A 12,455-nucleotide genomic window follows, 5' to 3' on the forward strand; every position below is an offset into this window, starting at 1 on the left:
AATATAGAGTATAGTTTTGTTTTGATTTTTCAGAAAAAACATTATAATTATATATGAAATAAAGAGAGATGTAGGAGGAAATTATGCAAAACGTTATATTAAAGGGGAACAAAGTTACAATTCGTACAATAGAAGAATCAGATATAAAAGAATTATGGAGTATTGTATATAAGGAAGAACATCCAGAGTGGAAAAGATGGGATGCACCATACTTTCCGTTCTCAATTCAGGAATATTCATCATACAAAGAGAAATTACAATCACGTTTAAAAGAAGAACCGTTATCAAATCTTATTGTGGAAAATAATGGTCAAATTATTGGGGCAGTAAGTTTTTATTGGGAACATAAACCGACGCGTTGGTTGGAGATGGGGATTGTTATTTATGATCCAACATACTGGAATGGTGGCTACGGTACAGAAGCATTAACACTATATAGAGATTTGCTATTTGAAAATATGGAGATTGGTAGAGTTGGGCTCACAACTTGGTCTGGCAATGAAAGAATGATGAAAGTAGCGGAGAAAATAGGAATGAGCTTAGAAGGTAGAATGCGAAAATGCAGATATTATAACGGAACATACTATGATTCTATTCGAATGGGAATGATTCGTGAAGAATGGGAAGCGCTATGTGTAACGAAGGGGTGAGGAAGCATGTACGCTATTATTGCTACATTTGATGGTGTGTTTACTAATAAAGTTAGAGAATTGCAAAATGAATTAACGAATATAATTGAAACAAATGAACTAGCCGGAGTAGAACCCCATATAACATTGGCTGATTATAAGGAGTTAGATGTTAATTTATATACGAAGACATTAGAGGAGTTTGTAGCTTTTCAAGAGAACATCTCCGCTGTAATTTTTCCTTCTGTTGGAACTTTTCCTACTAACAGAATGATCTTTCTAGCACCGACCATTACCGATGAAGTATTAAGACTTCATCATTCTTATCATGATTATTTCAAAACTTTTCATGATAATCCACAGTCCTATTACGTACCAGGAAAATGGGTTCCGCATTGCACGATTGCTAATGGGTTAAATTCAAATCAATTTTTAAGTGTAATGGAATATATATATGAAAAATTTGATGTTACAATAGCTTCGATTGAGAAGTTAAAATTAATTAAGGTAAATTATGAAAATGGTTCTGCCATTTCTTCTAGTATATTAGCAGAATATAATTTAAAGAGAATGGAGACAACGAGATGACATATGTAATTAGAGAAATGAAGCAAGAAGATATTCATGCTGTACAAAACGTAGCAAAAATAGCTTGGCATGATACTTACGAAGGAATTATTCCGAGAGAGGTTCAAGATAGTTTTTTAGATGAAGCATATTCTGATGGGAAAATGAAATATCGTCTTAAAAATACACATTTATTCGTTGCAGAAGAAGAGGGAGAAGTAATTGGATTTGCGAATTTTTCACCTGTTAGACTGCAAAATGAATCAGAATTAGGTGCGATTTATTTGTTACCAGATCAGCAAGGAAAAGGGATAGGAAGTGCTTTATTACAAAGAGGGATTAAGACATTAAAAGGGATCCGGAAACTGTACATACATGTAGAAGCAGCAAATGAAAAAGGAAAGCGCTTTTATGAAGCGAAAGGTTTTGCAGCTTTAGAGCAATTTGAAGAAGATTTTGAAGGACATTTGATGCAGACAGTAAGGATGGTTTTATACATATAAGGAGGACTAGAAGTGAAAATTTTTGATTTTAGTGAAAAAGTGGGAAAGCACATATCAGTATTTCAATCTAATTTCATAATGTCGAAAATATTAAACCATCAAGGGAATATACATATCGGCGCTATGCATTTACAAGAGAATGGAATCATCGGATATCATGAAGCAGTTGTATCTCAACTGCTTCTTATTGTGGACGGCGAAGGACATGTGTGCGGGACAGATAAAGAAAAAGTGACAGTAGAAGCTGGACAAGCTGTGTTTTGGGAGAAGGGTGAGTTTCATGAAACAAGTACAGAAAAGGGATTAATGGCAATTGTTATGGAAGTGGAGAATCTTGAACAAGCGATAATAATGCCTATTATTCAAGGGGAGTTGTGAAAAATGATAATAAAGGCAAATCAAGAAGATACAAATGAAATATTAGAATATGCAGCTCAATCGCTTTTTGAAGGGACGAGAGGAAATTGTCAGTTAAGTACGGAGAAAGCGATTGAAATTACAGAGCCAATTGTAGAAAAGGGAGCATATTATTTAGTCGTTAAAGAAGTAAATAAAATAATGGGTTGGATATTAATAGGAGAAAATACTGATTATTTTTCTCGTGAAAAACTTGGATTTATATATGAGTTATACGTTTTCCCGGAATATCGCGGGAGAGGATTATCACGAGAACTAATGGAGGCTGGCATTCAGGAATTGAAAGAAAAGTATTCAGAAATTCGTTTGAATGTATTCGCTGGAAATTTTGCAAAAGAGATGTACGAAGATTTTGGGTTTGTTGAAAGACAGGTAATTATGACTTTGAAGTGAGAGGAATATTTCCGGCGGGAAGTGCTCTTGTTGAATTTAATTTATCTAATAGTTGGAATGCAGTTAAATAAGATTTTTTGAAAAAGATATAATAGGGGTGAAAATTGAGGGGAAGTAGCAAAAATTACTATAAATAAATATGAAGAAAAAACATGATAGCTTTGCAAGTATACGAAGCGGAAATTACGAAGATTAAGATCCCTGATTTTATCCTTATATCAGTATTTCATGATATAAATGTTACAGGTGAAATCATACTGGGTGGGTATGGTTATAAAATCCGTGCAGGTGAAGAATCAGGATTTTCTGCAACAGCACCTAATGAATATGGTGGAGGATTCTTATTTAAATTAAAGAAAGAAGAATGAGGATGGGATTAAAATGCGTAGAGTAACACGAATAGTAATATGTATTGCTGCAGTATTATTCATTACACTCGCTATGATAAATGGAGAAACGTGGAAAGATAAAATTGTTATTTCGCTAGCTGTTCTTATATTTACTGGGGTTTCACTAGTATGGAACTCATTTGTTATAAATATTATGGAGAAATTCAATAGAAAAAGGAGTAAATAAATGAGACCTTTTAAACATATGAGAACTATATATTTAATAACAGTACCTATTATTGCATTACTTTCATTATTTTTTCCGCAGCCATTAGGGGATCGTATTCTTACTTTCTTTTTTGTACTTGTTTTTGGCGGATTAGCAATTGGATTTACGTACATAATGAAATTTTTTGGAAAAACAAAAGATAAAAGGGAATGAAAATGAAGCTTTTACAAGTGGGAACAGTAGTAAAGTCCAAAATTGTAGATTTGTAAAATTTGAGAAGACGGATAAGGAGTAATAAGGTGATGAAGATTCCGAAAATTATAATGGTAATACTAGTTGTAATTTCAGTCGCTGTCGGGCTGATGGGGCCATATTCAATAAAAGAAAAGATTATATATACATTTGGTGTGATCTTTTGGGGAGCAATGGCGATAGGAGCAATTACTTTAATGGAGTATATTAAAAAGAGGATGAGTAAATGAAACTTAGATTAAAGGTAGGAATAATAATTAGGGTAAGAAACGGGATGCTATGTTAGGGATAGTTATGGACTAGGTGGTACCATTAAGTTTGAGAATTAAGAGAGGAGCATATTAATATGCAATCATTTAAGGCTGGAAAATATATTACATATGTCGCAATTGCTATATTTCTTGTAGTTGCTATTACGTCTCCTTATGAATTCCCTAAAAAGATTGGCTTTATTATAGGTGTTCTTATTTTAGGAGCTTGTGCACTTGGTACTAATAAACTTTACGAACGGATGTCTAGTAAATTTAATAATAAATAAGACTAATACAATAGGAAAAGATCATTATGATAATTGTACCCATTAAGAGCGATTTCAGGGGGAGTAGCCCACACAGGTTGCTCTTTTCTTTGTGTACATATAATCTCGGAAAAGAAGACTAGGGATTGTTTCCGTCTTGTTATCAGCTATCTGTGCATTTACTAGTATTGATTAAAATTACTTCCCTTGAGGAGGTAGTTTCTAGAGTTTCCAGAGTTTTAAGAGTATAAAAAATATTTTTTATCTAATAACTTTCCTGTGGTAAAATATTCTATATAAATATTAAAAAGGGGAATGGCTATGGGGGATATAAAAGTTACTCCTGAACAGTTGCGAAAAGTGGCATGGTCTATTAGATCAACTATCACGAATACAACTGCAACACAGGAGCGACTAAAACGAGATATTGATATGATTTCTAGTAATTGGTTGGGCTCAACCTATATGAAATTTAATACGGATTTCCATGATTCATCCTTTAAGATGGCACAATTTATAATCATATTAGAGCCACTTGAGAAGTTTCTTCTTGATTCTGCTAATAAATTTGAGCAGGTAGATAACATGGATGTTGCTATTGCGCTGGCTTCCAGTATTTTAACTGGGAAACCTTTTAAAGGGGATTACGAAACTTTAACAGGTGATTTTAAATTAGCAGAAGGAAATCGAGTGGGAATGAAGGCAGAAGGTTCATTGATAAAAGGTGAATATGAAATTTCGAAAGGAAAAAAGCTTACTTTTAAAGGGGGAAATGGCTCTATTGAGACCGGTGTTCCAATGGACGGAAAGACATTTATTAGTGATGTTGCAGGAGGGGGTTTAGTAGGGTTTAAAGTTGGTGCTTCTGTTTTTGAAGACTCAATAGAAAAAGAAATAAATAGCGGTTTTGCAGAAAAAGCAACAGTTACACAAAAGTTTGCAGATGCATCTGCTGTTGTTGGAATAGATGAGTATACTTTTCAGTTAGGAGCGGAAGTTACAACACAGAAATATGAAGTTTTATTTGAAAAAATTGATATTCCAGACTTTATCCCATTTTTTAAGGATCATGATTTAACAGTCCGTTTAGAATATGGATTTGGTACAGGAGGGGCTAAAATACACCTCGGTCAAGAGATGGGTGCGTACTTTGGTAAAGCTCATGGCGGAGGTTTTTTTGCTAAATTTGAGAAGAATACAAAGGAGTAGTATGATGATAAAAATTGCAAGAATCGTAATGATGATAGCAATTGTAATTGTAATCATTGCAGGGCTAATAGCCCCATTTTCATTAAAAGAAAAGATGGTACATACATTCGGCATGCTTGTTTATGGTGCAATCGGGTTAGGTGGACTTACTTTAATAGACTACATTATAAAAAAGAAAAGAAAAGGAGAATAACTATGAAACTTTTACCGATTGGAACAGTTGTTAAGCTAGAAGAGATAGAACAATTTGTTATGATTATTGGAAGAATGGTTGTATCAGCAGATAAACGTGATTTTGATTATGTGGGCGTTCCTTACCCAGTTGGTTATCTGGGGGATGAAAAAGTACTATGTTTTAATAATGATAAGATTGTAGAGGAAATGCATAGAGGGTATATGACTGAGAGTGAACTAGTTCTACGTGAGAAATTATTAGAATTGTAGATTAGTTGGAAAATACATATAGATTTTAAAAAGACGATAGGGGAAACAAAATGGGAAAGATAATGAGAATAATTGTAATCATTGGCATACTTGTTCCTCCAGTGCTGCTCTGGAGTGCACCTGATATTCCACTAAATGATAAGCTGCTGTTCACAGGTTTACAATTAACGGTAGGATTTATCGCAGTAGTAGCGTTAGAGATTATATTTAGAAATCGAAAAAAGAAGAGGGCAAAATAGAGATAGAGTGTATGGAATATCAGTTGAAAATATGTAACATGTATTACTAATAGTTTTACTTGGGAGGTGGCCTACTGGTTGCCTCTTTTAACGTTATCCCCATGGTTATAGAGGATTCATTTTTTATTTGAAAAAGAAAAAAGGAGCAATCACGCATGTTTAAACAGGGGCGTATTTTAATGTGTATTTTTACCGCAGTGTTATTTTTTTCTTCCTTCCTTCTTCCCACAGCCAATGGGAAAAAGGGTTTTAACGGCCATTGTTGCTCTAATTATTGGTGGAGTAGGTATTGGAATTTCCTATTTATTAGAAACTTTCAGTAGCAAGTCAAAAAATATATCTAAATAAGAACAGAGAATAGTGATAAAGCGTTCCTAATTGGTTCAATTGTAAAGATAAAAGATTTAAATTGATCTATTATGTTATAGAAACTAACAGGCGTTAACAAGTAAATTCGTAGTATATCATATAGTAAGGGCAAGCGGAGTACATGTGAATAGATATTAGTATACGCAAAAGAGGCTACTTATAATAGGCAGCCTCTTCTGCTTGTGTTATGCATTATTATCGATACATCGTCCACATGCCAATATCTTTAAACCCTAATCGTTTATAAATTCGTCCAGCAGCTGGATTGTTATAAAATAAGCAAAGCGTTCGGCCTTCTTTCGTAAAGTCTTGAATCATTTTCTGTAATATGAGCGAAGCATATCCATTCCCGCGATAATTCGGATGTGTACAGACGCCAACAACCATAGCGGATAATGAGTTTTCAGCGGAAGTAGAGGCAGATGCGATAATTTCACCGTCTTTTTCAATATAGTATGTGCGTCCTGTATTTTGTTTCAATAGCTTGCCTTAACATTTTCTCTGATTCATTAGCTGTTGGGAATTCAGCAATGTTATTTCGTAATTGCATAATTCGTTCTACATCATCTAGTGAGGCAAGTTTAATTGTTTCTTGAACAGGCGTGCGAGGTAAGTTGTTGTCATCTGGACATTCGCAAAAATACATTTCATTTTTGGCGCCTAGTTGTACACTTGGAGCAGTTTCAAATCTTTCTACAATAGTTGACTTGCCAGAGAGTTTAAGCGGCTTATATGCGGAAAGAAGTGCCTCATAGTCAGTAACCACAAACTCTTCTTTACTATACGGTATAAATGTATCGTGAAAGCGAAGTAAAATCGATTTTAATGTTCCATTCTCTTTATATACGCCCCATAATTCTTGAAAGTCTGTTTCATAACCGAAAGCTTCTAAATCCCCAATAATAAACAAGTTAAGGGCTGCTTCTTCTTTTAGGTAAGCGAATACTTGTTCATGATCTTTCTTTGTTAATTTTCTCATCATAAAAAATCGACCTCTTTTTTATTTTTCTAAATATTACAACTTAAGTTTTTTGAAATCAATATAAAATTTTATGTTTAGTTCACCAACTTTCGGAAAAACTAGGAAAGATATGACAAAGGAGGTTATGAACGGTGGATCATCCAATTCAAGGGTTAATGAAAGCGGCAATGGAAAATTTAAAAGAAATGGTCGATGTAAATACGATTGTTGGAGAGCCTGTTCAAACGGCTGACGGTGGTGTAGTGTTAACGGTTTCTAAAGTAGCGTTCGGTTTTGGAGCAGGAGGTTCTGATTTCCAGACGAATGATGGACAAAGAGCGAACGGTAACCCTGCATTTGGTGGCGGTAGCGCGGGTGGTGTTTCTATTACACCAGTAGCATTTCTAGTCGTGAATAAAGACGGGGTAAATATTCTTCATTTACAAAATGCGACACATTTAGCAGAAAAAATAATTGAATTAGCTCCACAAACAATTGATAAAATTCAATCGATGTTCCAAACAGATGAAAAGAAAGAGGGAAATCATCACCCTCAAAACCCAGATGAAATCCTTTAAAAACGCCTGCTCATAAGCAGGCGTTTTTTCTTGTAATCAGTATGTAATAAAACACATGAAATTGTAAATAGTTTTTGAAGTTTTTTCTATGTTTCTAAAATTTTTCATGTTAAAATATGCTATAGAATTGAAACATATAAAACGAAGGTGGCTAGGTGCTTTGTCTGGAGGATCTGACCAAGTAAACAATATGATATATATTAATGGTAATCGTCGGGGTCATTGTTTTATTACATCTGGAATTACGTTTAAAGAGTTTGCAAGTAACATCCCTTCACCGCTTCATCAAGTATTGCTTTTAAAGCATAATTTTGAGTGGACAGATTTTCATTATCATACTTTATTTGAATATGTTGAGGAAGAAAACATACATAAACTCATTCAAGCAGAGATTGATGAATTTGATGAATTTTGTTGGGTAGATTTCGATGATGCAAGCGATTTAGATGAGTTAGAGCCAAAAGAAATTGCAGAATTATTATATTTGGCTCACAAAAAAGAACCACTTGGAAGAACGTTCTTCCCATTGTTGAAGAATAGATTCGTTTATTTTTCACATGATGACGGTTGGTACAACAAAGTGTATTACCGTAGAATCGGTGATTTTGTAGGAATGCTGAGTAAAGTGATTCCATATAAACTCGGTTCGTTTGGAAAGAAACGTTTTACTTTCTTCCAAAAATCAAAAATTTTCCCAGCAATTTCAAAGGAAGTTATCCTTGGGCTTATGCCGTTAATGGAAGATGGATTATACATTGATTTAGCGGGGAAAATTGAGTCGAGAAGAGGTCTTGAAATTCCGGTATATGTAGTAGGATCATTCGAAAGTACGGATGAGGTACTAGATAATATCGATGAATTGAAAGCGGAAGCAACAGAAACGGGTTGGCTCATTTTTGATAAGAAAGAACAAGAGTGGCAATGGGTTGTAGACTAAGAAAACTTGGCGCATGAAGTCAAGTTTTCTTGTCTTTTGAAAGGAGAACAAATGAAGAAATATTATACAATTGTGGGTATTGTAAGTATTATTCTCGTGGCAATATTACTTATAACTTGTCCGAAAGAATCAGATTTTAAATTGTATTTAGAGGATAAGTATGCATTGAAATGTGACGAGAGTAGCTTTGAATGCACGCAAAATGTAGATGAAAAAAAAGAGAAATTACAGTTTGAAAGTATTGATGCACGAAATGGTGTTTTCTTTATGACTGTAAAGCAAACGTATAAAACAGAAGCTGGTGTTACGAAAGAATATAGCGGAGTAGGTATATTCGGTACATTTCTTTTTGTTTCAGAGAAGACTTTCTAGTAATAGAAGGTCTTTTTTTTATGCTTATGTTCATATAGATGAAGTAAGACAAGCATAGGAGGGGTATTGATGAAGAAGGGATGTATCGTTTGTGGTGGTGAGGAGTTTTTTTCTTCAACATTATATGCACGTACGAAACAAGATTGGGCATATGCGCCAAACATGTACCGATTTGAAAAGGTGTTTATTGAGCATAGAGATGAAGAAAATTATCCAGTTTTTCAAGAAATTACAGCGAAGCATTGTTGTGGATGCGGTCATATTATGTTGTATCACGAATGAACACACCAAGTATAACTTGGTGTGTTTTTTTTAAAACGCTGACAAAGCAAGCGGATAGAGTAAAGTAAATAAAACAGAAAAACTACCAAAACCAATTGCGGTATATCCAAGTGTTCTCGCTCCAAAATTGACAGCTAATAAGCCAACTAAAATAGCAAGGGAGCCGAGTGTAACAGGATAAAAAGCAATGGAGAATAACGAAAGGAATAATGCGACATAGCCGATCATTGCACCGGTATTTGTACCTTCTATTTCATTTGCAATTTCTTTGCGCTCATGTCTAATCGGAATACCAGCTGGAGATATTTCAGCTGCATACTCTTCGTTTTTTTCACCACTTTTAAAATGATGATTTCTCTTTCTTCGCATGTACATCCCTCTCTTTCAATTGGGTGTATCTATAGTATCTTTCATAAGGAACAGAACATGAGTATGAGTTAAACCCAAGTAAAGCAAAAATTGGAGAAAATAGATTTCGTTGTTATCCTGTTTATCCCGTTATTTGCCGTGCAGTAAGACCCCCACCTCAAAATTCGGCTGGAGCAAAGAAGTTAGATGGGAGTCGGGCTGCCAGTAAAAGCCCGATTGGTTCAAATAATAATCAGTGGCGGACGAACAAACACCCCCACTGATTAAAGTTTCACTTTATCTCCTTATGAAGATAAACAGGGATTTTGGAACATGATGTAGAATGAAATGAATGATAATACGTGAAGGTAGGGGAATGTATGGCGAAGTTTAATTGGCATGAATCGGCAGAGAAAAAATGGGATAACAATGCAGAGTTTTGGAATCAAAATAGTCAAGAAATGTGGGATAGCGGGAGCAGGAGTACAATCATTCCATTTTTTGAGCAGTACGTGGAAAAGGAAGTACAAGTGTTAGATGTTGGCTGTGGTGATGGGTATGGTACATATAAATTAAGTCTTACTGGCTACAAAGCGGTTGGGGTGGACTTATCGGAAGTTATGATTCAAAAGGGTAAGGAGCGCGGAGAAGACCCAAACTTATCTTTTATAAAAGGTGATCTTTCTTCATTACCATTTGAAAATGAGAAATTTGAAGCAATTATGGCAATTAATTCTTTAGAATGGACCGAGGAGCCGTTGCGAGCATTAAATGAAATAAAGCGTGTTTTAAAGAAAGATGGATACGCATGTATTGCAATTTTAGGACCGACAGCAAAACCGAGAGAGAACAGTTATCCGCGCCTATATGGCAAAGACGTTGTTTGCAATACGATGATGCCTTGGGAATTTGAACAGTTAGCAAAAGAACAAGGATTTGAAGTTGTAGATGATACCGGCGTATATAAGCGCGGAGTAAATGAGAAGATGTTAGGTCAGCTACCTACAGAGTTACAACAAGCGTTAACATTTTTATGGGTATTTATGTTAAAAAACGTATGACAAAATTGAAGGGTTTTAGGAGGTAAATAAGTGCAGAAAATACAAAAAACTGATACAATATCATCAGAATCAATTAAAGGGGGACTAGGGTACATGACAACTACTACAACAGTTAAATCTGATATTGAAATCGCACAAGAAGCAAGTATGAAGAAGATTCAAGAAATTGCAGCTAATTTAAATATTTTAGAAGAAGAACTAGAGCCATACGGACATTATAAAGGCAAGTTATCTCTTGATATTTTTAAGCGTTTACAAGATGAGAAAGACGGTAAAGTTGTTTTAGTAACAGCGATTAACCCAACTCCAGCAGGAGAAGGTAAATCAACAGTAACAGTTGGTTTAGGCCAAGCTTTTAATAAAATTGGTAAGAAAACAGTAATTGCACTTCGCGAACCATCTCTTGGACCAACAATGGGATTAAAAGGCGGAGCAGCAGGTGGCGGTTATTCTCAAGTAGTACCAATGGAAGACATTAACCTTCACTTTACTGGAGATATTCATGCGATTACAACTGCCAATAACGCATTAGCGGCGTTTATTGATAATCATATCCAACAAGGAAACACACTTGGAATTGATACGCGTAAAATCGTTTGGAAACGCTGTGTTGACTTAAATGATCGTGCCCTTCGTAACGTAGTAATTGGCCTTGGTGGACCGGTTCAAGGTGTACCACGTGAAGACGGTTTTGATATTACAGTAGCATCTGAAATTATGGCCGTATTCTGCCTTGCAACAGATATTCAAGATTTAAAATCACGTCTATCTCGCATTGTTGTCGCTTATAATTTTTCAAATCAACCTGTAACAGTTAAAGATTTAGGAGTAGAAGGAGCGTTAACACTTCTATTAAAAGATGCATTAAAACCGAACTTAGTACAAACATTAGAAAATACACCAGCTATCATTCATGGCGGACCATTTGCGAATATCGCTCACGGTTGTAACAGTGTTATCGCTACGACAATGGCAGCAAAATTAGGTGATTATGTTATTACAGAAGCTGGATTCGGTGCAGATTTAGGTGCCGAGAAGTTTTTAGATATTAAAGCACGTGCAGCTGGTATTAAACCAGAAGCGGTAGTTATTGTTGCGACTATTCGTGCGCTTAAAATGCACGGTGGTGTGGCGAGAGATCAATTAAAAGAAGAAAATGTAGATGCGTTAGCAAAAGGTATGGAGAACTTACAGAAGCATGTTGAAACAATTCAAAGCTTCGGTGTTCCTTTCGTAATTGCCATTAACAAATTCATTACTGATACAGATGCAGAAGTTGCATACTTACAAGAATGGTGCAATGAGCGTGGCTATGCAGTATCCTTAACAGAAGTTTGGGAGAAAGGTGGCCAAGGCGGAGTTGACCTTGCTGAGAAAGTGTTAAAAGAAATTGAAAAAGGTGAAAACAACTACGCACCACTTTATGAATTAGAATTACCATTAGAAGAAAAAATTCGTACAATTGCTCAAAAAGTGTACGGCGCAAAAGATATTGAATTTGCTCCGAAAGCACGTAAGCAATTAGCTCAATATGAGGGAGAAGGTTGGAGTAACCTACCGATTTGTATGGCGAAAACACAATACTCTCTTTCAGATGATGCAACAAAATTAGGTCGCCCATCTGACTTTATCGTTACAATTCGTGAGTTAAAACCATCTATCGGTGCAGGGTTTATCGTTGCGTTAACAGGAACAATGTTAACAATGCCAGGCCTTCCAAAACAGCCAGCTGCGCTGCAAATGGACGTAAATGAAGATGGAAAAGCAGTAGGTTTATTCTAAAAGGTTGTAATTCATCTCGTTTATCTGTAAACTATAT

General features: G+C 35.2%; 21 protein-coding genes and 2 pseudogenes. 21 read left to right on the top strand and 2 right to left on the bottom strand.

Features of this window, described 5'->3' with window-relative positions; genetic code table 11:
- The first annotated feature begins 83 nt into the window (after window positions 1-83).
- The 15 genes and pseudogenes from QCI77_RS10430 to QCI77_RS10500 all read left to right on the top strand — a co-directional run bounded on the left by QCI77_RS10430 (window position 84) and on the right by QCI77_RS10500 (window position 6,089).
- Window positions 84-650 carry a GNAT family N-acetyltransferase gene (locus QCI77_RS10430; RefSeq protein WP_353824874.1) on the top strand — a complete coding sequence of 189 codons (567 nt, stop codon included), beginning with the start codon at window positions 84-86 and terminating at the stop codon, window positions 648-650.
- 6 nt (window positions 651-656) lie between these two features.
- Window positions 657-1,217, top strand: coding sequence for a 2'-5' RNA ligase family protein (locus tag QCI77_RS10435; protein ID WP_353824875.1), 561 nt, complete (start codon window positions 657-659; stop codon window positions 1,215-1,217).
- On the top strand, window positions 1,214-1,699 hold the full coding sequence (locus tag QCI77_RS10440) for a GNAT family N-acetyltransferase (RefSeq protein ID WP_353824876.1): 486 nt from the start codon (window positions 1,214-1,216) through the stop codon (window positions 1,697-1,699). Before QCI77_RS10435 ends, QCI77_RS10440 begins: the two co-directional genes overlap by 4 nt.
- 12 nt (window positions 1,700-1,711) lie before the next feature.
- Complete coding sequence (locus QCI77_RS10445; protein ID WP_353824877.1) at window positions 1,712-2,077, top strand: cupin domain-containing protein; 366 nt, start codon at window positions 1,712-1,714, stop codon at window positions 2,075-2,077.
- 3 nt (window positions 2,078-2,080) lie between these two features.
- On the top strand, window positions 2,081-2,509 hold the full coding sequence (locus tag QCI77_RS10450; RefSeq protein ID WP_353824878.1) for a GNAT family N-acetyltransferase: 429 nt from the start codon (window positions 2,081-2,083) through the stop codon (window positions 2,507-2,509).
- Window positions 2,510-2,661: 152 nt separating this feature from the next.
- Complete coding sequence (locus QCI77_RS10455; RefSeq protein ID WP_353824879.1) at window positions 2,662-2,877, top strand: hypothetical protein; 216 nt, start codon at window positions 2,662-2,664, stop codon at window positions 2,875-2,877.
- Between the two features lie 13 nt (window positions 2,878-2,890).
- Window positions 2,891-3,085: a hypothetical protein gene (locus QCI77_RS10460; protein ID WP_078204821.1), complete on the top strand. Its 195-nt coding sequence runs from the start codon at window positions 2,891-2,893 to the stop codon at window positions 3,083-3,085.
- Complete coding sequence (locus tag QCI77_RS10465) at window positions 3,086-3,280, top strand: hypothetical protein (RefSeq protein WP_131231167.1); 195 nt, start codon at window positions 3,086-3,088, stop codon at window positions 3,278-3,280.
- 89 nt (window positions 3,281-3,369) lie between these two features.
- Complete coding sequence (locus QCI77_RS10470; RefSeq protein WP_353824880.1) at window positions 3,370-3,549, top strand: hypothetical protein; 180 nt, start codon at window positions 3,370-3,372, stop codon at window positions 3,547-3,549.
- A gap of 116 nt (window positions 3,550-3,665) precedes the next feature.
- Entirely contained in the window at window positions 3,666-3,857 is a 192-nt protein-coding gene (locus QCI77_RS10475; protein ID WP_353824881.1) for a hypothetical protein, read from the top strand.
- 300 nt (window positions 3,858-4,157) lie between these two features.
- Entirely contained in the window at window positions 4,158-5,045 is an 888-nt protein-coding gene (locus tag QCI77_RS10480) for a WXG100 family type VII secretion target (RefSeq protein WP_353824882.1), read from the top strand.
- Between the two features lie 4 nt (window positions 5,046-5,049).
- Complete coding sequence (locus QCI77_RS10485) at window positions 5,050-5,238, top strand: hypothetical protein (protein WP_000589990.1); 189 nt, start codon at window positions 5,050-5,052, stop codon at window positions 5,236-5,238.
- Between the two features lie 2 nt (window positions 5,239-5,240).
- Window positions 5,241-5,489 (top strand): DUF4176 domain-containing protein, encoded by a 249-nt coding sequence (locus tag QCI77_RS10490; RefSeq protein WP_353824883.1) that lies wholly within the window; start codon window positions 5,241-5,243, stop codon window positions 5,487-5,489.
- Between the two features lie 50 nt (window positions 5,490-5,539).
- On the top strand, window positions 5,540-5,728 hold the full coding sequence (locus QCI77_RS10495) for a hypothetical protein (RefSeq protein WP_353824884.1): 189 nt from the start codon (window positions 5,540-5,542) through the stop codon (window positions 5,726-5,728).
- 155 nt (window positions 5,729-5,883) lie between these two features.
- Window positions 5,884-6,089: pseudogene (locus tag QCI77_RS10500) on the top strand (hypothetical protein).
- A 203-nt stretch (window positions 6,090-6,292) separates the two neighbouring features.
- Here QCI77_RS10500 and QCI77_RS10505 read toward each other — a convergent pair.
- Window positions 6,293-7,079: pseudogene (locus QCI77_RS10505) on the bottom strand (GNAT family N-acetyltransferase).
- A gap of 131 nt (window positions 7,080-7,210) precedes the next feature.
- Here QCI77_RS10505 and ytfJ point away from each other — a divergent pair.
- The 4 genes from ytfJ (at window position 7,211) to QCI77_RS10525 (ending at window position 9,227) form a co-directional block, all read left to right on the top strand.
- Complete coding sequence (gene ytfJ / locus QCI77_RS10510; RefSeq protein ID WP_002127061.1) at window positions 7,211-7,636, top strand: GerW family sporulation protein; 426 nt, start codon at window positions 7,211-7,213, stop codon at window positions 7,634-7,636.
- Window positions 7,637-7,796: 160 nt separating this feature from the next.
- Window positions 7,797-8,573 (top strand): hypothetical protein, encoded by a 777-nt coding sequence (locus QCI77_RS10515; protein WP_002085994.1) that lies wholly within the window; start codon window positions 7,797-7,799, stop codon window positions 8,571-8,573.
- Window positions 8,574-8,624: 51 nt separating this feature from the next.
- On the top strand, window positions 8,625-8,945 hold the full coding sequence (locus tag QCI77_RS10520) for a hypothetical protein (protein ID WP_002118741.1): 321 nt from the start codon (window positions 8,625-8,627) through the stop codon (window positions 8,943-8,945).
- Window positions 8,946-9,014: 69 nt separating this feature from the next.
- On the top strand, window positions 9,015-9,227 hold the full coding sequence (locus QCI77_RS10525) for a hypothetical protein (protein WP_002012518.1): 213 nt from the start codon (window positions 9,015-9,017) through the stop codon (window positions 9,225-9,227).
- Between the two features lie 30 nt (window positions 9,228-9,257).
- Here the strand turns inward: QCI77_RS10525 and QCI77_RS10530 are convergent, their stop codons facing one another.
- Window positions 9,258-9,596, bottom strand: coding sequence for a hypothetical protein (locus QCI77_RS10530; protein WP_001253195.1), 339 nt, complete (start codon window positions 9,594-9,596; stop codon window positions 9,258-9,260).
- Window positions 9,597-9,955: 359 nt separating this feature from the next.
- Between QCI77_RS10530 and QCI77_RS10535 the strand changes: the two genes are divergently transcribed.
- Window positions 9,956-10,636 (top strand): class I SAM-dependent methyltransferase, encoded by a 681-nt coding sequence (locus QCI77_RS10535; RefSeq protein WP_353824885.1) that lies wholly within the window; start codon window positions 9,956-9,958, stop codon window positions 10,634-10,636.
- A gap of 93 nt (window positions 10,637-10,729) precedes the next feature.
- Entirely contained in the window at window positions 10,730-12,418 is a 1,689-nt protein-coding gene (locus QCI77_RS10540) for a formate--tetrahydrofolate ligase (protein WP_002031556.1), read from the top strand.
- Window positions 12,419-12,455 lie beyond the last annotated feature (37 nt).

The organism is Bacillus cereus group sp. MG9, from assembly GCF_040459995.1.
Lineage (GTDB): Bacteria > Bacillota > Bacilli > Bacillales > Bacillaceae_G > Bacillus_A > Bacillus_A mycoides.